The sequence below is a fragment of the Streptomyces sp. NPDC056486 genome, from assembly GCF_042795295.1.
Taxonomy (GTDB): Bacteria; Actinomycetota; Actinomycetes; order Streptomycetales; family Streptomycetaceae; genus Streptomyces.
Genome location: NZ_JBHTSF010000133.1, coordinates 1 through 18330, shown reverse-complemented (window position 1 = coordinate 18330; position 18330 = coordinate 1). Strand labels below are relative to the sequence as shown.

General features: G+C 69.7%; 17 protein-coding genes. 6 read left to right on the top strand and 11 right to left on the bottom strand.

Translation table 11 applies throughout. The annotated features are described in order from the left end of the window. Positions 1-106: 106 nt before the first annotated feature. Positions 107-631, bottom strand: coding sequence for a GNAT family N-acetyltransferase (locus ACFQ7F_RS35375; protein ID WP_383279871.1), 525 nt, complete (start codon positions 629-631; stop codon positions 107-109). A 341-nt stretch (positions 632-972) separates the two neighbouring features. Between ACFQ7F_RS35375 and ACFQ7F_RS35370 the strand changes: the two genes are divergently transcribed. The 3 genes from ACFQ7F_RS35370 to ACFQ7F_RS35360 all read left to right on the top strand — a co-directional run bounded on the left by ACFQ7F_RS35370 (position 973) and on the right by ACFQ7F_RS35360 (position 5363). Beyond that, a complete protein-coding gene (locus ACFQ7F_RS35370) occupies positions 973-1644 on the top strand; it encodes an enoyl-CoA hydratase-related protein (protein ID WP_383279868.1) in 672 nt (223 codons plus the stop codon). Between the two features lie 109 nt (positions 1645-1753). Further along, positions 1754-2143, top strand: a complete 390-nt coding sequence (locus ACFQ7F_RS35365; protein WP_383279866.1) for an STAS domain-containing protein — start codon at positions 1754-1756, stop codon at positions 2141-2143. Between the two features lie 94 nt (positions 2144-2237). Then, positions 2238-5363, top strand: a complete 3126-nt coding sequence (locus ACFQ7F_RS35360) for a discoidin domain-containing protein (RefSeq protein ID WP_383279863.1) — start codon at positions 2238-2240, stop codon at positions 5361-5363. A 76-nt stretch (positions 5364-5439) separates the two neighbouring features. Here the strand turns inward: ACFQ7F_RS35360 and ACFQ7F_RS35355 are convergent, their stop codons facing one another. The 7 genes from ACFQ7F_RS35355 to ACFQ7F_RS35325 all read right to left on the bottom strand — a co-directional run bounded on the left by ACFQ7F_RS35355 (position 5440) and on the right by ACFQ7F_RS35325 (position 13789). After that, positions 5440-6447, bottom strand: a complete 1008-nt coding sequence (locus tag ACFQ7F_RS35355) for a hypothetical protein (RefSeq protein ID WP_383279860.1) — start codon at positions 6445-6447, stop codon at positions 5440-5442. 63 nt (positions 6448-6510) lie between these two features. Next, positions 6511-7791, bottom strand: coding sequence for a TRAP transporter large permease subunit (locus tag ACFQ7F_RS35350; RefSeq protein WP_383279858.1), 1281 nt, complete (start codon positions 7789-7791; stop codon positions 6511-6513). Between the two features lie 4 nt (positions 7792-7795). Further along, entirely contained in the window at positions 7796-8371 is a 576-nt protein-coding gene (locus ACFQ7F_RS35345; RefSeq protein WP_383279855.1) for a hypothetical protein, read from the bottom strand. Further along, complete coding sequence (locus tag ACFQ7F_RS35340; protein WP_383279852.1) at positions 8368-10497, bottom strand: hydantoinase/oxoprolinase family protein; 2130 nt, start codon at positions 10495-10497, stop codon at positions 8368-8370. The genes ACFQ7F_RS35345 and ACFQ7F_RS35340 overlap by 4 nt, the downstream gene beginning before the upstream one ends. A gap of 96 nt (positions 10498-10593) precedes the next feature. Next, the gene (locus ACFQ7F_RS35335) at positions 10594-12204 is read right to left on the bottom strand and encodes an FAD-dependent oxidoreductase (RefSeq protein ID WP_383279850.1); all 1611 of its coding nucleotides are present in this window, start codon (positions 12202-12204) and stop codon (positions 10594-10596) included. Between the two features lie 77 nt (positions 12205-12281). After that, positions 12282-13394 (bottom strand): LacI family DNA-binding transcriptional regulator, encoded by a 1113-nt coding sequence (locus ACFQ7F_RS35330; RefSeq protein ID WP_383279847.1) that lies wholly within the window; start codon positions 13392-13394, stop codon positions 12282-12284. A gap of 26 nt (positions 13395-13420) precedes the next feature. After that, positions 13421-13789, bottom strand: a complete 369-nt coding sequence (locus tag ACFQ7F_RS35325) for a putative quinol monooxygenase (RefSeq protein WP_383279844.1) — start codon at positions 13787-13789, stop codon at positions 13421-13423. Positions 13790-13853: 64 nt separating this feature from the next. On the opposite strand from ACFQ7F_RS35325, the gene ACFQ7F_RS35320 reads away from it, so the two are divergent. Next, positions 13854-14072, top strand: coding sequence for a hypothetical protein (locus ACFQ7F_RS35320; RefSeq protein ID WP_383279840.1), 219 nt, complete (start codon positions 13854-13856; stop codon positions 14070-14072). A 91-nt stretch (positions 14073-14163) separates the two neighbouring features. Then, positions 14164-14766, top strand: coding sequence for a GNAT family N-acetyltransferase (locus tag ACFQ7F_RS35315; RefSeq protein ID WP_383279837.1), 603 nt, complete (start codon positions 14164-14166; stop codon positions 14764-14766). A gap of 78 nt (positions 14767-14844) precedes the next feature. On the opposite strand, the gene ACFQ7F_RS35310 is transcribed toward ACFQ7F_RS35315, so the two are convergent. Further along, complete coding sequence (locus tag ACFQ7F_RS35310) at positions 14845-15474, bottom strand: helix-turn-helix domain-containing protein (protein WP_383279834.1); 630 nt, start codon at positions 15472-15474, stop codon at positions 14845-14847. Positions 15475-15671: 197 nt separating this feature from the next. Here ACFQ7F_RS35310 and ACFQ7F_RS35305 point away from each other — a divergent pair, with 197 nt between their 5' ends. Beyond that, positions 15672-15941: a hypothetical protein gene (locus tag ACFQ7F_RS35305; RefSeq protein ID WP_383279831.1), complete on the top strand. Its 270-nt coding sequence runs from the start codon at positions 15672-15674 to the stop codon at positions 15939-15941. A 159-nt stretch (positions 15942-16100) separates the two neighbouring features. Here the strand turns inward: ACFQ7F_RS35305 and ACFQ7F_RS35300 are convergent, their stop codons facing one another. Together ACFQ7F_RS35300 and ACFQ7F_RS35295 are read right to left on the bottom strand one after the other, a co-directional pair. Beyond that, on the bottom strand, positions 16101-16649 hold the full coding sequence (locus ACFQ7F_RS35300; protein WP_383279828.1) for a TetR/AcrR family transcriptional regulator: 549 nt from the start codon (positions 16647-16649) through the stop codon (positions 16101-16103). Positions 16650-16670: 21 nt separating this feature from the next. Further along, entirely contained in the window at positions 16671-18170 is a 1500-nt protein-coding gene (locus ACFQ7F_RS35295; RefSeq protein WP_383279825.1) for an MFS transporter, read from the bottom strand. Between the last annotated feature and the right edge of the window lie 160 nt (positions 18171-18330).

Genomic DNA, 18330 nt, shown 5'->3' with positions numbered 1-18330 from the left:
AAGCAGTAAGGCGCCCACTGGCGGATAGCGAGGACGGACATACCGGCGCGCCCCCCCCCCACCGCCGGCCCCGGGCCCCCCCCCCCCCCCCCACGGCGGGTTTCGACTAGATGCCGAACGGCGCGGCGTAGCGCACCGTGCCGCTGGGCAGCGGGTGATCGGCGTCGAGGGCGAGGGCCATCATGGCCTCGTCCGGGACGTCGATGCTGATAGCGATGCCGTACGCCGAAGCGCGGGCGAAGCCGAAGCGCGGATAGTACGCAGGATGCCCGAGGACGGTGACGAAGCGCTCGCCCCTGTCCTTGGCGGCGTCGAGCACGGCGCGGATGGCCGCGGAGCCCGCGCCGGTCTTCTGGTACTCGGGGAGTACGGCGACGGGTGCCAGGCAGAGGGCCGGGGTGTCGCCGATGTGGCAGCGGGTCAGCAGTGCGTGGCCGACGAGCTTGCCGTCCTGGTCGGTGGTGACGACGGACAGCCCGTCGATCCACGCGGCGTCGGCGCGCAACGCATCGACGAGATCGGCCTCCGCCGGGGTGTCGAACGCGGCGACGTCGACGGCGTGGACGGCGGGGATGTCGGCGCTGGTCTCAGCGCGCGTGATCCAGGTATTGCTCATGCGGGGATTGCTCATGATGGACGGAGATCCGTTTCATGGTGGGTTCGTGTGAGTGATGCCCCGCGAGCTCACGCTCCCGGCGAGGGCAGATCCAGCTGATGTCAGGCCGCGGCCCGGGACGTGAGGTGGGTCCGGGCGGTGCGCATGGCAGTGGCCTTGAGCGCGGTCATCAGCCCCAACTCCCAACATCCTCGATCTGGATCACACACGAACGCCATTGAGCTTATCAGCCGACCACCTCGCAATCTCGGCCTCGCCCCCTTGCCCGCCCTATGGCGCACCCCATAAGTTACCGAGCAGTAGTTCACGGCCCCACTCCACCTCGGCCAACCCCTGACCCACCCAAGGGAGCCATCATGCCCATGCTCGACCGCCAGGACGACGTCTTCATCCTCGACCTCGGGGACGGCGAGAACCGCTTCCACCCCGACTGGCTCGTCGCCGTCGACACCGCACTCGACGAGGTGGAGAAGGCGGAGGGACCCCGCGCCCTGGTGACCGCCGCGACGGGAAAGTTCTTCTCCAACGGCCTTGATCTGGACTGGCTCTTCGCCCACGCCGACCAGCACCAGGATTACGTCACCACCGTCCAAGGCCTCCTGGCGCGAATGCTGTCCCTGCCTGTCGTCACCGTGGCCGCGCTGCAAGGGCACACCTTCGCGGCCGGAGCGATGCTCTCCCTGGCCCACGACTTCCGCGTGATGCGCGCCGACCGCGGTTACTGGTGTCTGCCCGAGGCCGACATCAACATCCCCTTCACCCCGGGCATGTCCGCCCTGATCCAGGCCCGGCTCACCCCGCAGACCGCCCACGAGGCCATGACGACCGCCCGCCGCTACGGCGGCCACGACGCACTGGCCGCAGCCGTGGTCGACCACGCGGTGGACGAAGACTCCGTACGCCGGACAGCAGTGGAGATCGCCCGATCCCAGACGGGCAAGGCCGGCCCCACCCTCGGCACCATCAAGACCCGCATGTACGCCCCCGCTCTGAGCGCCCTGCGGGACAAGCACAACCCTCTGGGCTGACACCGGCAGGGTTCAGGCGTAGGGAGGGGTGGACGGGGGACTCGGCAGCCAGGCAGATTGTGCACCGGCATGCGCACGAGCTTCCGTACGACAACCCCAGGGAGGCGCGATGTCGACGCAGACCCATCGCCTCATCATCCACGAGCTCGCGCGGTGCGACGAGTGTGCCGTGCTGCGCGTGAGCGGTGAACTCGACCGGAGCGGCGAGAAGTTCTTTCTCCGTACGCTCGGCGACTCTGTCATGGCGGGGCATCGACATCTCGTCCTGGATGTGACGGCGCTCGTGTTCTGCGATTCGCGTGGGCTCAACTGCCTGCTCGGGGTGCGTTGGTTACTGCGGCGCCGCGAGGGTCACCTGCTCCTTGCGGGAGCCGGACGCCATCTCGCCGAACTCCTCACGCTGACCGGCAGCACGGAGTACTTCCCCCGCTACCCCACCGTGGGTCAGGCACTGCTGGTCCTGCCACCCTCGCACCGCCCCACGTGGCCGCCCCGCTAGATCGCCTCCAGCCAGGCAGAACCCTTGACGTGCCCACGGAGCACCCGAAGAATGACCGCTCTCTGACAACGTTGTCCAAGGAGGTCGCGCCACGATGCCGCAGCAAGCCTGGGGACTCACACGCCGTCATGCCCTACAGCTGCTCGGGGTTTCCGGTGCCGCGGCGGCCTTCCCGCTCGCCCTCGGCCCGGGACGGGCCTCGGCCGCCGCGGAAGCGGAAACAGACGTGGAACCGCCGGACGCGATCGCGAGCACCTATTACCGTGTTCTGCTGGCTCACACCTGCTGGGCCGAGACCCAATGGGACGCGGCCCAAGGCCACTACACGAACAAGGACTTCGGGTTCGCTGTCGTGCTCGGCAACGCCGTACTGCTGACCCGCGGCCCCTACGACGCCGAACGCGCCGGAGTCGACAAGGACACGCTGCGCACCCGCACGCTCGCCACCCTGAAGCACTTCGCGGCCTCCAACCGGCTCACTGGCGGCACCCAGTGGGGCCGGAAGCTGTTCTTCGACACCACCTTCCAGTCCTACTTCGTCCTGGCGGCGCGTCTACTCTGGGACGACCTCGACGAGGCGACGCGGCACAACGTCGACACCATCGTCCGTGAACAGGCCCAGTACACAACGGCCTTGGGAACGGGCGACGATCCCGACTCCGGCGACTGGTCTCCCCACGGACTCAGCGGCGGGTTCAAGGGCGACACCAAGCTCGAAGAGATGGGCATCTACGCCCAGTCGCTCGCCCCTGCCCTGGCCTGGGCGAGCGACGATCAGCGCCATGACACGTGGCGCGCCGCCTTCGGCCGCTGGAGCCGCAACGAGGCGGGGCTTCCGGCCGCCGACCTCGCGAACCCGGCCCGGGTGGACGGCGTCCCCGTCAGCGCGAACACCGCACAGAACCTGTACGACACCTTCATCGTCGAGAACCACGGGTCGTTCGGCCCGCATTACCAGGAGGAGCTCTGGCGCACCTCCGGACGCAACGCCGCCCACTTCCTCACCTCGGGCAAGGCCCTGCCCGAGGTGCTCACGGCCCAGCCCAACGCCGTTCCGCTGTGGCGCACGCTGCTCGGCGTGATGAGCGACGCGGGCGAGCCCTTGATGCCGATGGTCGCCGACCGTGAGCACCTCTACGGCCGCGATGTCATCCCCCTCGCCTTCCTGGCCCAGGTCGTCGGCGACCGCGCCGCCGCCGCCTGCGAACGCGCCCTCGCCGAACGCCTTGAGGCATATCAGAAGTACCCGCCGGAATACCGGATCGCGAAGTTCTCCGGCGAGCCCAAGTACGAGCCGGAGGCGCGTGCCGAACTGGCCATCAGTTACCTCCTGCACGAGTGGCGGGCCCGCTCCGGGAAGCATCCCGTGCGCCCCCTCTCCCCCGGCGAACTCTTCGAGCAGGCGAGCGGCGTCAGAGACCACGGCACGGGACCTGGCCTGGTCTCCCACCAGTCCCGCGGCGCTTGGGCGGGCACCGTCAGCAAGCCGGACTTCGTGAAGTTCGCCTGGCAACCGGCCCACGACGACTGGCTGTTCGCACTCAGCGGTACGACACCCATGTTCCTGCCGAGCACCCGCTCCAAGGTCACCGAGCGGAACGTGGTCACGTACACGCGGCTTCGGGACGGCTTCGACGGGAGTGCGAGCCTGCTGACGCTGGATCGCGGACATGCGGGGTTCACCACGTTGCCGTCGGGAGCCGTGGTCTACGCGACGTCCGGCACGGCAGTCGGGGAGGGCCACCTGGAGGTGCACAACCTGTCGATGCCCGGCATCCCGGGCCTTGACGGCAGCCGGACCTATCGGGCCGCCGAGGGAAGCACCACCGTCAAGGCAGGCGCCGGGGGCCAGCCGTCCGAAGGAGCGCGCACCGACGAACTGACTTTCACGCGTGCCCAGTTCCGGCACTTGCGGATGCTGGGCGTGCGACCTGACCCGTCGTACGGATACTCGCTGTACGCCTTCGAGATGCGCGACGGCGCATCGGGCGACGACCTGGCACGCGCAGATGGGGTGAAGGCATCCGCTTCCTCCTTCGACCCGGGCAAGGAGCCCTCGCTCGCGATCGACGGTGGCGGCACGAGCCGCTGGGCGGTGTCGCGCGCGGACCGTACGCGGGCCGACAGCTGGATAGCCGTGGACCTCGGGTCCTCGCGGTCCGTCGACCGGGTGACGCTGCGCTGGGAGGCCGCGGCGGGCCGCGCCTACCGGCTCCAAGGATCGACCGACGGAGAGCGGTGGACCGATCTGGTCACCTGGCCCCGGCCGGATCTCACCAGCCGCGGTCAGTGGCTGGACATCGACGGCCGTGCCGGTCTCGTCGTGCGGGGCGGCGCCCACCCCATCTCCGTGTACGGCGACACGGTCGTCCTTTCCGACGGTCCGGCCGAGAGCCTGCTGATCGAAGGGCTCCCGGGTGCGACACCGAAGGAGCTGCGCGCCGCAGCCGCCCGCAAGACGCCATCGGTGAGCTCCGCGGACGTCAAGGCCGCGCTCACCGAGCACCATCTGAGCCTCTTCAACCTCTCCCCGGACCCCGTGACCACGACGGTGACGATCCCCCGCTCACGCGCCGGAGAAGTCCGTCTCTACGAGGGCGTCCAGACCCTCACCGAGTCCGGTACGGCCTGTCGCGTCGAACTGCCCGCCGCATCAGCCCTGTTGGCGCCGCCACGCATCACCCTCTCCGCGAGCCGCCTGCCCGTCGGGCTGCGTGCCGAGGTCGTCGACGGCGGCACTGTCCGGCTGAGCGGGCCGTCGTGCCGCGTCACCGTCTCGGCGCAGGGCAGGAGCGTCGGTGCCACGGTCCGCGCGGGCCGTACGACCACGGTCACGGTGCCCCGGGCCACCGCGTATCCCCTCCCGGACCTGGCACTGGGCCGCACCACCTTCCCCACCGCACCACTGCCGCCCGGCATGACGGCTCCGCAGGCGGCGGTCGACGGCGACGAGGCAACCGCCTGGACCGCCGGTCAGGACGACCGCATGGTCGTCGACCTGGGCGCCGAACAGCACATCGGCGAGATCCGCACCCGGTGGCAGGGCAGCCATGTCCCGGCCTCGCGAGTGGAGTTCAGCCTCGACGGCCGTACGTACGACGGCTCGGCCAGGTTGTCGGCGCGCGGAACCCTGCGTACCGACCGCACGGCGCGCTATGTGGCGCTCCGCGTCACCGCCTCGTCCGGAGGAGCCCTGACCACGCTGGCCGTCACCTCGTGACGACGGCGCGCCCGAGGACATGGTCGAATCCCACCATGTCCTCGGGCGCGGCTGAACAACTCCCCCGCGTATACGGCTACTTAGCGCGTGCCAGCGCGATCGCGCCCTGAAGCCGCTCCCCCGCCTCGTACATCATGTAGGGCACGCCGTTCTCCGTACCGAAACTCGGCGACGCGCTGCGCCCGTTGTCCGGCGCGCCGTTCATCGAGTTGTGGAAGATCCCGAGGTGGTCGCGGCGGGAGAAGTCCTTGCCGACCTCGGTGATCAGTATGTTGCCGCCGCTGCCCTTGTCCGTGTTGTAGACGACGTAGGCACTGTTCCCGCGCGTCAGCAGGTGTGGCCCGCCCACGTTCTGTGCCCCCACATCGACATGGCGGATCAACGGCGTCTGGTCGAAGGTCCAGTTGCGGCCGTCGGCCGACCAACCCCAGGCGATGTCGCGGTGGTTGGTGGTGTTGTTCAGCATGAAGAGCATCACGTAGCGGGCGCCACGGGACGGCAGGTCGTGACGGAACACACGGGCGTAGGACGTCTCGGTCGAACCGCTCGGCAGCATCGAGGTGGAGAGCACGACCTTGTCGTACGTGAAGTTGATGCCGTCCTTGGAGCGGGCCAGGCGGGTCGTGGTGTTCTCGCCGTGGAAGTACAGCCACATCTCCTTGGCGTCCTCGTTCCACAGCACGTGGGGCGAGGAGACGTGGCTGACCTTGTAGTGCGGCTGCCAGTTGTTGGTGACGAGGGGGTTGGCCTTGTACTCGGTGAAAGGCCCGTCGATCGAGTTGCCGTAGGCCAGGCAGATGCCGCCGGGGGCGTCGTGCGGGGCGTAGTAGAGGTAGTACCGGCCCAGCGCGCCGGAGATGCGGCCGACGGTCCCGCGCAGGCACGGGAAGATGATCTCGCCTGTGGGGTTGTAGGCGAGGTCCGACGGCTTCAGGACCGTCCGCACATAGGTGTAGTCGGGGAAGCCGCCGGGCGCCGCCGCGGCAGTGCCCGCCGTCCCCGCGCCGAACGCGAGGGCCGTGCCGGTGGCGGCGGCCCCGCGCAGGAAGACGCGGCGCGGGAAATGGTGCTGAGGCTCGTTCATTTGTGGACTCCGTCCCGGGAGTTGAATGTCGGAGGAATGCTCAGAGAGAGGACTGCTCAGAGGTCAGAGGTAGGTGGCGGCGGTGACGCAGAATCCGCCGAGGGCGACGGCCCACACGTAGGGCAGGGTGCGCACCATGACCTGCTGGGGGCCGACGCCCGCGTACTGGGCGCTCCATACGGTCTGGGTGCTGGTGGGGTCGGAGACGCCGAATACCTGGTTGTAGGAGGCGGCGAGGCCGAGCACGGCGACGGCGGGGTAGATACCGGCCGCGATGAGGACGCCCGCGATGCCCGCGCCGAGGCCGTAGACGTTCAGCGGCCCCCGGTAGAGGCACAGCGGGACCAGCAGGGTGAAGACCAGGACGAACAGCACAGGGTTCTGCGGGCTGACGGCCTTGACCAGGGGTTCGAGCGCCTCGATGGCGCCCGGCAGCTTCACCGCGGCGAGCAGGATGCCGATGGCGATGAACAGCGCGATCGGGGGCGCGGCGACCTCGAATCCGCCGTACAGGGTGCGCAGGAGGCGCTTGTTCATCTCGCGCGGCCGGGTCGTGGTGACCAGGGCGTACAGCACACCGGCCAACAGCGAGGGAATGATGGCCAGTTCGAAGCCGAGGGCCAGGATGAGCGGCACGACGGGGGTGAGCAGCGCGTACCACGGTGCGTCGCCGAGGCGCTCGCGGCGCGAGCGGCGTTTGTCGACGGCCGCCTTGAGCGCCCAGGTGTGCTCGATCCCACGGCGGCGGGACTCGATGAGGACGAAGGCGACGGCCGCCACCAGTGCCAGCGGGAACAGCTTGATCATGAAGCCGCGCACCGTGGGAATCGGAAGGTCGAGGGCGGTCGAGAAGAACTGCCAGATGGGAAGTTCGAACGGTACTCCGACGGCGATGCCCATCAGGATGGTGCCCGCCGCGGTGACCTTGGGGATGCCCACGGCGACCATCGCGGGGATGCCGATGATGCCGGCCAGCATGGCGGCGGGAGCCGATCCTGTGACCGTGCCGATCAGCGCGGACACGGCGAGCACACCGAGTGCCACGACGGTGGGCCGGTCGCCGCCGAACTCCACGATCTTGCGGACGATGGTCCCTGCGATGCCGGTCTCGTCGAGGAGTTTGCCGAGCCACGATCCGAGCAGCACCGCGATCATCGTCGAGGCGAGCATCGGGGCGCCCTCCTGGAGGACGGTGTCGAGGACGCTCTCCTTGCCGGTCAGTGGTGCACCGGCGACGAGTGCGATGACGACACCGAGGAGCACCAGGGCGAAGGCGGTGGGGAGTTTGCGGGTGAGCATCGCGGCGACACCCACCGCCATGACGATCAGGATGACAACGCCCATGGCGCTACTTCTCTCTGTGGGTCACGGCGTCGGCGAGCGCGGCCGTGAGGAGCAGGGGGCTGCGGCCGAGCCCGCAGACGGTCCGGGCGTGGGCGTGGGCGGCGATCTCCTCCGCGCCCACCACGTGCCCGTAAAGCCGGAACCGACCTGCGCGCAGGACGACATGGCCCAGGGCCCGCTTCAGTGCGGCCTTCGCAGGACCGTGATGGAGGTGTTCGTGCACGGATTCGTGGGCGAGAGCCGCCGCGCGCACCGAGCCCGGCGGGTACCAGTGCCGCCAGCCCCGTTCATCGATCAGGGCTTCTGCCGCCGCGAGGGTGTCGGTGTAGAGCTCCACCGTCGGCTTCGGCCGTGACGTGTAGCGGGCAAGGAGGCCGCGCTCCAGGCCATCGGCGCGCTCGACGATCCTGGCCCGGCACGGCACGGGGGCAAGGGCGGCGCCGAACTCCTCGGCTGTGCGCGCCCAGTGGCGAAGGAGTTGCGGGTCGCGGCTCTCGTGGGTGGGGGTCGCGGCAAGGAGGTGGACCGCGTGGTCCAGGTCGTCGAGGGCCTCGGGTGCGGGCGCCGCGGGGGTGCTCATATGCGTACCTCAAGGACGGCGATGACCGGCTCGTCGGCGGTACGGGATTCGAGTTCGCTGCGGGCGAGCGCGAGCAGGGGTTCGGGGTCGAGGACGCCTGACAGGTCCGCGATCCGGGAGCCGAGCAGCAGCCGCACGGCCGGGGCCCGGACCCCGCCGTCGCCGTACGAGGTGGTCTCGCGCACCAGCTTCGCCAGTACTTCGGGGGCGTCGGCGACCCGGGTGGTCTCCACGCGGGCGTCGGGGACGTGGAGGCGTATGACTCCGTCGGCGTCGACGATCCGTACCGGATGCCGGGTGGCGCGCAGGGTGCGGCGCACCTCGGTCCCGTACACAGTGTGCGATGCGGTCTTGGCGAGGACGGTGACCTGGGCCGGGTCGCTCTTGAGGCTGGCCGCCGCCGTGCGCAGGCGCTCCTCCTCGTCCGCCCGGTGCGCCCGGTCCTGGGTGCGCAGTTCGGTGGCGCCGGTGGCCACGGCGCGGACGGTGCTGGTCTGCGGATCGACGGTGACTTCGACCTCGACGCCGTCGGCGGCGGCGCCCTGCGCGATGACGGCCGCCTCCGCCTCCGCCCGCACGGCGAGGATCTGTTCCTGTCCGGCGCCCGGGATGGTCCGCTCGATCTGCTCGCGGACCAGGGCGAGCGCGACCCCGATCGGGCTGATCACCTCACTGTGGCGGGCGATGCGCCCCTGAAGGCCGCTGACTTCGGCCAGGTGTGGGGTGACGGACGCGGCTCCGCCGCCTCCGCCGACGAGCAGGGCGGTGTCCTTGTCGAGGCGGTAGTCGCGGATCATCGTGTCGACGACCTTCTTGACCTGAGCCGTCCCCGCGTCGAGCAGCCGGTCCGCGGCGGTGGCGATGTCCACGCCGAGCGCCTCGGCGAGCGGGGCCATCGCCGCCCTGGCGACCTCCTGGTCGCTGCGGGCGAAGTCACCGTCGGGCACGCGTCCCGCCGCGTTGGCCGCGCAGGTCATGGTGAGCGCGAATCGGCCGCCCGCCGCGTCGAGCACGGCGTAGTCCTCCGGATCGTCGGCCATCGGGCGGACGGTCGTGAGCTTGGCGTCGCGCAGGTCATCGAGGGTCGCGAAGCACGCGTAGGGCAGCCCGGCGATGTGGGCGCTGCGCGGCCCGACCCCGGTCACCTTCCCGCCGCCGATCCGCACCATGGAACCGCCGCCGACCCCGACGGTGCGTACGTCCAGGGCGTTGAGGTAGGACTTCTTGCCGAGGATCGTGGCGTGCTGGACGGCCACCTTGCCGCGCCGCACGACACTGATGTCGGTGGAGGTGCCGCCGGTCTCCAGGAACACTCCCTCGCTGATCCGTTCCTGCATCAGCGCGCCTGCCACACCCGCAGCGGGGCCCGAAAGGACCGTGAGGAGCGGCCTGCGCCGCATCTCGTCGAGCGACATCACGCCTCCGTCACAGCGCATCACCATCAGCGGGGATTCGACCCCGGCCTTGGTGATGGAGCTGTCGACGAGATCCGCGGTGGCCAGCATGCGCGGCAGGATCGCCGCGTTGACCACGGCCGTACGGGTGCGCTTGTGCAGCCCGTACAGAGAGGTGATCTCGTGCGCGGCGGTCAGCGGAAGCCCGGCGTAACGGGCTGCCGCGACAACGGCCCGCTCGCCCTCGGGACGGTCCACGCTGAACGGCTCGGTGGCCACGAGGACTTGGGCGCCGTCCTGGGCCAAGGTGTCGGCGGCGCGGCGGACGGCCTCCGCGTCATCCGGGTCTGTGACGTGGGCGTAGGCGAGCGGAAGGCTTTTGCCCGGGGTGAGTTGGAGCTTGCCGAGGGCGGCCAGCCTGCGGGTGAGCCCGGCGGCGGGCCCGGTGCCGATACCGATCAGGCCCACGGTGGCGACGTCGCCCTCCAACAGGGCGTTGGTAGCCTGTGTCGTGCCGTGCGCCAGAAAAGCGACATCTTCCGGTGCGCGGCCGGTTTCTGCCAGCAGACGGTCGAGGGCTTCCACGATGCCGTGGGCCACGCCGTCCTCATGATGGTGGCTGGTGGGGACCTTCACCTGTCCCAGGAGTTCCAGGGTCGTGGCGTCGACCGCCACGGCGTCGGTGAAGGTTCCGCCCACGTCGATGCCGACGCGGATGCGGTGGGTGGTCATGGTTGGGCACCTCCTTGTGCGGGTTGGCGGTGCGCGGGCGGGCCGGGTGGGACAGGTGGTGCTGTCCCACCCGGCACTTTTGAGAGCGATCAGCTCTCAGTAGCCGCGTACGTCGGGCCAGTGGCGCTGTACGCCGTCTCGGTCGAGCAGCCGGGCGAACTCGTCGAACCGCTTGTCCTCGGCCTGGACCTGGTGGGGTTCGACGCCCTCGGACACGCAGTGCGCGGCCAGGGCGCCGGCGACCTCGCCGATGTTCCACTCCACGGGGTGGAGGCGGTAGCAGCCGTTGGTGATGTGGGTGGTGCCGATGTTCTTGCCAGCGGGCAGGAGATTGCGGACGCGGCGGGGTACGAGGGCGCCGAGCGGTATCTCGAACGGCACGGAGCCGATGTCGATGTAGTTGTCGCCGCCGGTGGAGGGGTGCAGGTCGATGCGGTAGTTGCCGACTCCCACGGAGTCCCGGTAGGCGGTCCGTCCGTAGGGGCCGACGACGTCGATCGCGACGTCCTGCTCGGTGACGGTGGTGACGGCCTTGATCCGCCGCGACTCCCGCACGTAAGGGGCCTTGGCCAGGCCGTCCGCCGTGCCCGTGATGTCGGGGCGCAGCCGAAGTCCGGGGAAGCCGGTTCCGCCGTCCTCGCGGGGCGCCTCGGTCTGGAGCCAGTACAGGACCGAGAGGGACAGCTGACGTGCCTCCGCGAGTGCCTGCGCCGAGGTCTCCTCGCCACCTCCGATCAGCGGCTTCAGCCAGTAGTCGTTGAGCGGCCAGTTGACCAGGGTGATGTCGGAGTCGAAGGCGCCCGGCCGGTGCAGCTTGCGGGCGAGGATGCGGCGGAAGCCCCACAGCTCCTTGTCGCCCGCGTCGGCGCTCTGGTCGGCGTTGACGGCGAGCGGGTCGATCTCCGAGTTCGGCACGAACGTACGGGGAACGGCTTCGAGCGAACGCGGGTCGGGGGCGAGGAAGCCGAGCAGCGGGCCCGGCCAGAAGTCGGGCTGGTAGGAGCGCCAGAAGTCGTAGTCGACGGGGCGCTCGATGACGTGGTTCTCGCCCTCGTGGTGGGAGAGCGCGAAACAGACGGTGATGCCCTGCTGATTGAGGGGCTGCGCCTCCTCGGGTGCGTGCGGCTCGCCGAACTCGGCGCGCGACTCGGCGCCGATGGCGTGCTCGACGCCGCCGAGTTCGAGGAGTTCGCCGGTCTCGGTGGCGTCGATGACGTACCGGGCGTGGAGCGTGGTGCGCTCGCCGTCGCGCAGGTTCTCCAGGGTCACCGAGGTGATGACATCGTTGTCCGACTCGGCGGCGACGGCCCAGTGTTCGGTGAGAAGGGTCAGGCGCCCCGAGGCGAGATGGGGCGCGAGCATGCCTTCCATGACGGCGAGGGCGACGCGGGGCTCGTGGCAGAGCTTGCTCACCCGGCCTGCGCCCGGATTGAGATTAGTCAGGGACGAGGCCTCCGACCGGAGCGGATACCACTGTCGGTAGTAGTCCCTGATGGACTCGCGCAGCTTGCGGTACGAGGCTGTCGTGCCGAACTGCTCCACCCAGGGGTGCTCGTCCGGCGGAACGGCCTGGGAGGTGAGCTGGCCACCGATCCAGTCGGTCTCCTCGGTGAGGACGACGGTCCGGCCGGCCCGGCAGGCGGCGAGCGCTGCGGCCACGCCGCCCAGGCCGCCGCCGACGATGAGGATGTCCGGTTCAGGGGTCACGGTTCTCCTAATGCTGTGCTGTACGTGGTCGTGCTGCGGGGGCGCGCCGCCCGGCGGGGCGCGACTGCCCGCGGCCGTCATGCGGTCTCCGGAAGCGCCTTGGACGGGGGTCCTGTGGTGACGCCGGGCCGGAATGTGCAGGCCACCAGCGGGTCGGGGGCGTCCTCGCCCGCGACGAGCGTGGCGAGCAGGCGCACGGCCGTCGCGCCCAACTCCGCACGGGGGATGTCGAATCCGGTGGGTTGCGGCTCGTCCGCGAGATCGGAGGGCGGACTGCCGAGCAGGGCGAGGGAGATGTCGCCGGGGCAGCGCAGACCGGCATCGCGGGCAGCCGTGCTCAGCGCTCGCCAGGCCGCACCGCTGTCGGTCTCCTCGGCCACCACCGCGGTGACGCCTTGCGCCACCCACTGCCGCAACTGCTCCGCCCCGAGCGCCTGTTCTGGATCGGCACGGCGGAATACGGCGTCAGGACCGCCGGGCAGACCCGCGCTCTCAAGACCCTCCAGAAAGCCCCGTTCACGGTCGGTGGAGGCGGGCGCGTCGTCGTCCTCGCGCACGAGGATGATGCGACGGTGCCCGAGAGCGGCGAGCCGGTGGACGACTTCGCGGCTGGCACTGACGTAGTCGGCACCTACCCAGGCCAGGCCCTCCGGTTCGTCCCTGCGCCCCAGGTGGACCACAGGGAAACCGTCGTCCACGAGCCTGCGCAGTTCGTCCACCGGGGCGTGGCGGCCGAGGAAGAGACACCCGTCGGCGAGTCGCGCCCTGTTGAGCGCGTGCGGCCCACCGGCCCCCGCACCACCGCGGCTTGACCCGGTGAAGAGCACCAAGTCGTACCCCTGCGCGGCGGCTTCCTGCTCCACGCCCACCAGGAACGGATAGTAGGAGTGCTGCACGTCCGTGGGGAAGGTGGCCGTGAAGCTGAATACTCCGAGCAGGCCGTTGCGCGCAGCCGCAAGCCTCCTTGCGGCCGGGTCCGGTACGTAGCCCAGGCTGCCGGCCGCGTCGAGCACCTTCTGCCGGGTCTCGTCCGAGATGGCGACGCCCTGCTTCTTGCCGGCGAGCACCAGCGAGACCGTGGCCTGCGACACTCCCGCGAGCCGGGCGACCTCGGCCTGGCGCGGACGCCCGGTGCGCCCTACCGAGGCGGGTGCCCGACCTCGTCCGGCCCGCTTCCTGGGTTCGTCCACCGCTGCCCCTCCATCGTTAATGCGTATTAGTTATGCGCATTAACGAGTACTGTGCGCGGCACGGGACCACCGGTCAAGAGGGTGAACAGAGTTTCTTTCCGCGCTTCTCCACCTCCCCGGAGAGCCGCGAAAGCGCCGCCCTCAGGCCTCGCGGTCGCCGGTCGGTAGGGGCTGTGCATGGTCAGGAAGCGGATGTCGAGATCGGCCCGGGAGCGCCAGGCCTCGTAGAAGACGAAGACGCCGGGCTCGTCCCGGTCCTCGTGAAAGTGGTACTCCGGGCAGCCGGACTCCTGCCGCGTCGGCTCGACGAACGAGAGCAGGAGCTCTTTCAGTTCGGCGGCGCGCTCGGGCTTGGGGTGGGCGGTGCCGACGAGCGTGAACGGCTGCTGATCCATGGCGTTCTCTCCTCGATAGATATCCCGACAGGCATCGCGATGGACCCGGAGAAAGGCGCCCTCCGTGCCTGACGACGAGGGCCAACCGACCGTCGAAGAGATGCGGCTCGGCCCGGTGCTCGCCGCGCCGGCGGACCCGCTCCGCCGCCGCGTGGTGCATGAGGCCGGGCTGATCCGGCAGGTCGCCCGTGGCAACAGCCGGATGGCCACGCTGCGCCGGGCGGATCTGGAGCAGCCGTTTCCAGGGCTTGTGAGGGTTGTGGCGGCAGAGCCGGAGGAGTGAGTCCCGACGCCCCGCGGGCAGCTGCCGCGGAGCCGGGACCTGCGGAAATGCCGATGCACACCGGAACGAAGGTCCCGTAGGGTGCGGCAACATGAATCAGGTTTCGCGCCATGCCGTCCGTCCTATACGTGCCGACGAGTGGCCCGAGGTGAAGGAATTGCGTCTCCTGGCACTGAAGGATCCGGCAGCTCCGATCGCCTTCCTCGACACGTACGAACAGGCCGCCGAGCAGCCGGACTCCTTCTGGGAGGAACGGGCCAAGGGGTCGGCCGGCGGAACGCGGGTGCGCCAGTTCGTGGCCGAGGGCCGCGACGGGGCATGGAGCGGCACGGTGACAGCGCTCATCGAGGACGCGGGCAGCAGCGATTTCTTCGGCGCGACGATTCAGCAGCGCCAGGCGCATGTCGTCGGCGTCTTCGTCCGCTCCGAGTACCGCGGAAGCGGTGTGATCGACGCACTCTTCGAAGCGGCCGTCAGGTGGGCATGGTCGGTGCCGGAAGTGGCGCGGGTGCGCCTGTACGTCCACGAGGACAACGCACGGGCCGAAAGCTTCTACCGGCGATACGGATTCGCACGCTCCGGGCAGACCGTCCCCATGAAGGGCGACCCTTCCAAGGTGGAGCGCGAGATGGTTCTCGACGGGCCCACGGTTGTGCCCGGCAGCATCGCCCATGACTTCCCGGCCGGGGGCTAGCCCAAGCCGGCCGAAGCTAGGGTGCCGTCAGCGCCTTGGGCTGATGTCGATGCCAGGGCTCTGCCGTCCGGCTCGGCGCTAATCGTTGTCCGGCTCAGTCGGCAGGGTGGGCCGGGGGACGTCGTCGGGCACAACCACCAGGCGTACGGCCATGTGCCGCGAGTCGGGCGGGTGGTCTCCGGGCTCCCTCAGGTACTTGCGCAGAAGCGCCTGGTACTCCTCGGCGAACGTGGCGACCTCCTCCTTCGTCATCCGCAATCCGGTGCGGTAGATCTGGTTCCAGCCCGCGGAGGAGTCGTACCCGGCGTATGCGCTCACGACCAGGTTCAGATCATGGGTCATCTTGAGGGCGCCGATCTTCACCGCGGCCTCGCGTTCGTCGGCCGTCAGCTCCAGGCCCGGCGGTGTGAAGATGTCCGTCATGAGCGACTTCCACCAGCGCTCCCGGCCGGTGGACCGCTCCTCGATCTCGGCAATCAGCTTGAGGCCGGCCAGTTTGCGCAGGTGGTAGCTGGTGGTGCCGGTGCTTTCACCGAGGGCCTTGGCAACGCTGGTGGAGTTCGCTTCGCCGTGCTCTCCGAGGTAGCTCAGGATGTCGCGGCGCACCGGATTGGACAGCGCCTTGTAAAAGGCTTTGAGGTCCGGGCCGGTGAGCACTCTCTTTTCAGGCTTCACGGACTTCACGGGCTTCTCCGGGCGCTCGACCATGCCGGTCAGCGTACTGCAGAGAACCTCTGCAGATATATCGCAGAGATTGTTTGCAGAAACTCTCTGCGATCGCTACGTTGGCGCGGACGGCGCCACCGGGCGCCGGGGGCTCGGGGGCGAGAAAATGCGAAAGAATCTGTTCAGCAGGCTGTTAATACATGCGCTGGAGACGACTGCGACTCAGCGGGTCACCGTCCATGCCTGAATCACTGGATGCCCGGATGCGGGACGAGATCGACGATCAGGTCGCTGAGGCGTTCGACGCCTATCTGGCCGACAGGCTGGCCGAACCAGGGCCACTGCGCACATCACTGGCATTGAGGCGCAGCGCCGCGGTAGTGCTGGGCACGGTCGGGGCGGGCGCCCTCGCCACAGCGCTGGCGCCGGACGAAGGCGCCGTCGGCTGGATCTGGGGGGCGATCACCGTGATCGATCTCGCCTGGCTGCTGACCGCACGCCGCCGTTGACGTCCGTGGAGGTATCACCCCTCCCCGGTCGCCCCTCCCCGCCGCCCCTCCCCCTCGCCCCTCCCAACGACATCCGACCTAGCGGCCCTGGGCCTTGTCTGACACTGACCGCCGCAGTGATCAAGGATCCAGTAGCCGGCAGATTGCGGGGCAGCGGGCTCAGGTGTCGTCGTGGTTGAGGGTGCCGGCGATGCGTTCGGCGAGGGCGCGGCGCAGTTGGGGGGTCAGTCGTTCGGCGGTGAGGGATTCGTACAGCCATAGGCCGTCGGCGGCGAGGCGGGCGATGAACTGGTCGAGCGCGTCCGGGTCGTCGACGTCGGTGGTGGTCAGGAGTGGGGCCCACCGTTCTATGACGGCGTCCCAAGGGGCCGCGTGTCCGGGCGTGGTGGATCCTTCGAGCATGAAGAGGAGCTCGGCCCGTGTGGCGCTCTGGGTGGTGACGCGGGTGTAGGCGGTGAGCCTCTCGGCGGGGGTTGCCTCGTGGGCCGGTTTTCCCGCCGCCGCGGTCATCTGTGCCTCCCACTGGTCGGCGAGGTGCTGGTGGATGGCTTGGACGAGGTCTTCGCGAGAGGCGAAGTGGTAGAGGAGTCCGCCCTTGGTCAGGCCGGCCTCGGCGGCGACGGAGTCGAAGGTGACGCTCTTGACGCCTTCGCGCTCCACGACGCGGGCGGCCGCCTCGAGGATCTGGGTTCGTTTGCTGGTCCGCATGGATGCTCCTGGGGCGGGGTGTCAGTGGTGTGTGGGGGCGGACAGGGCTGATCCGGGGCCGTGGTGGCGAAGGAGGAGACCGGTGGTGATCGCGCCGGCGGCGATGACGGCGGTGACCACGATCATGACGGTGAAGTAGGCCCCGTCGAAGGCGTTGGATGCGGCGCTGACCAGCGATGAGTTCCCGTACCCGGCCAGTGCGATGGCGGTGTCGAGGCTGTCGCGTGCGGAGTCCGGAGTTCCGGATGGCAGGTCGATCGTGGCGCTGTAGACGGCGGTCAGGAGGCTGCCGAGCAGCGCGACCGCGATGAGGCTGCCGAACTCGTAGGACACCTCCTCCACGGAGGAGGCCATGCCCGCGCGGCGGGCCGGGACGTTGCCCATGATCGCGCTGGAGGCGACGGACATGGCCGCTCCGAGACCGGCGCCCGTGATGAGCAGCCCCGTGACGAGCAGGCCCATATTGGTGTCGAAGTTCAGCAGGATCAGCACGGAACCGACCGTGCTGAGGGCCAGCCCACCGGCGACGATGGGCAGCAGCCCGACCCTGTGCAGGCTTGCGCCGCCGACCATGGCCGTCGGGAGCGCCCCCACGGCGACGGCGGCGACCAAGAGGCCGGCGCGCAGCGGCGTGAAGCCCTCCACGAGCTGGAACCGCTGCGTGGTGATCAGCTGGATACCGGCGATCGCGAACATGGAGAACCCGGCGGCCAGGACCCCGGCGAGGAAGGCCCGGTTGCGGAAGATCGCGAAGTCCAGCAAGGGGTACGGCAGGCGGTGCTGCCTCAGGGCGAACGCCCAGCCTCCGGCGACGGCGGCGAGGACGGCGACGGCGATGAACAGGGGCGCGGGTTCCGGCTTGGCGGTTTCCTTGATCGCGATCACGAGGCCGACCAGGGCGACGAGCGCGAGAAGCGAGGAGGGCAGGTCCCACCGCTTGGTGGGGTCCGCGTCGTTGTGCGGTGCGAGGACCGGCGTGGCAGCCAGGGCAACGATGACGACGGGAACGTTGATCAGGAAGACCGACCCCCACCAGAAGCTCTGCAGCAGAAGCCCGCTGATGATCGGGCCCAGTGCGCTGCCCACGATCGCCAGAGTTCCCCAGATGGCGATGGCCACGTTGCGCTCGCGCTCGTCCTCGAACGTGATGCGGATCAGTGCGAGTGTCGCGGGCATCATCGCCGCCGCACCGACGGCCAGGAATGCCCGAGCCGCGATCAGGGTCTCCGGTGTCGGGGAGAACGCGGCGGCGAGCGAGGCGGCGCCGAAGACGACCAGGCCGATCAGGAACATCCTCCGGTGCCCCACCCGGTCGCCCAGGGTGCCGCTGCCCAGGAGCAGCCCGGCCATGACCACCGGATAGGCGTTGATGATCCACAAGCCCTCGGAACTGCTCGCGCCGAGCTCCTCCACCAGCGTCGGCAGCGCTGCGTACAGGATCGAGTTGTCCAGCGTGATGAGCAGGAGCCCCGCACTCACCACCGTCAGCAGCAGCCAACGCCGCCTTGCGCTCAGAACCATCTCCGCACACCTCTCGATCGGTTCCGCCGTTGCCTCATAACTGTACCTTTCGAAAGGTACAGTTATGACGAGGAGGGTGCGCCCGTACGTTGCTCGTCGCACTGGCGCCGCCATCGGAGCCGGAGCCGCGGAGCGAACCGTCCGCGGCGCGGTCGAAGGC

What these genes read in the sequence shown, in the direction of transcription:
- ACFQ7F_RS35375 (WP_383279871.1), bottom strand. Translation starts at nt 631, where the DNA reads ATGAGCAATCCCCGCATGAGCAATACCTGGATCACGCGCGCTGAGACC.
- ACFQ7F_RS35370 (WP_383279868.1), top strand. Translation starts at nt 973, where the DNA reads ATGCCCATGCTCGACCGCCAGGACGACGTCTTCATCCTCGACCTCGGG.
- ACFQ7F_RS35365 (WP_383279866.1), top strand. Translation starts at nt 1,754, where the DNA reads ATGTCGACGCAGACCCATCGCCTCATCATCCACGAGCTCGCGCGGTGC.
- ACFQ7F_RS35360 (WP_383279863.1), top strand. Translation starts at nt 2,238, where the DNA reads ATGCCGCAGCAAGCCTGGGGACTCACACGCCGTCATGCCCTACAGCTG.
- ACFQ7F_RS35355 (WP_383279860.1), bottom strand. Translation starts at nt 6,447, where the DNA reads ATGAACGAGCCTCAGCACCATTTCCCGCGCCGCGTCTTCCTGCGCGGG.
- ACFQ7F_RS35350 (WP_383279858.1), bottom strand. Translation starts at nt 7,791, where the DNA reads ATGGGCGTTGTCATCCTGATCGTCATGGCGGTGGGTGTCGCCGCGATG.
- ACFQ7F_RS35345 (WP_383279855.1), bottom strand. Translation starts at nt 8,371, where the DNA reads ATGAGCACCCCCGCGGCGCCCGCACCCGAGGCCCTCGACGACCTGGAC.
- ACFQ7F_RS35340 (WP_383279852.1), bottom strand. Translation starts at nt 10,497, where the DNA reads ATGACCACCCACCGCATCCGCGTCGGCATCGACGTGGGCGGAACCTTC.
- ACFQ7F_RS35325 (WP_383279844.1), bottom strand. Translation starts at nt 13,789, where the DNA reads ATGGATCAGCAGCCGTTCACGCTCGTCGGCACCGCCCACCCCAAGCCC.
- ACFQ7F_RS35315 (WP_383279837.1), top strand. Translation starts at nt 14,164, where the DNA reads ATGAATCAGGTTTCGCGCCATGCCGTCCGTCCTATACGTGCCGACGAG.
- ACFQ7F_RS35310 (WP_383279834.1), bottom strand. Translation starts at nt 15,474, where the DNA reads ATGGTCGAGCGCCCGGAGAAGCCCGTGAAGTCCGTGAAGCCTGAAAAG.
- ACFQ7F_RS35305 (WP_383279831.1), top strand. Translation starts at nt 15,672, where the DNA reads ATGCCTGAATCACTGGATGCCCGGATGCGGGACGAGATCGACGATCAG.
- ACFQ7F_RS35300 (WP_383279828.1), bottom strand. Translation starts at nt 16,649, where the DNA reads ATGCGGACCAGCAAACGAACCCAGATCCTCGAGGCGGCCGCCCGCGTC.
- ACFQ7F_RS35295 (WP_383279825.1), bottom strand. Translation starts at nt 18,170, where the DNA reads ATGGTTCTGAGCGCAAGGCGGCGTTGGCTGCTGCTGACGGTGGTGAGT.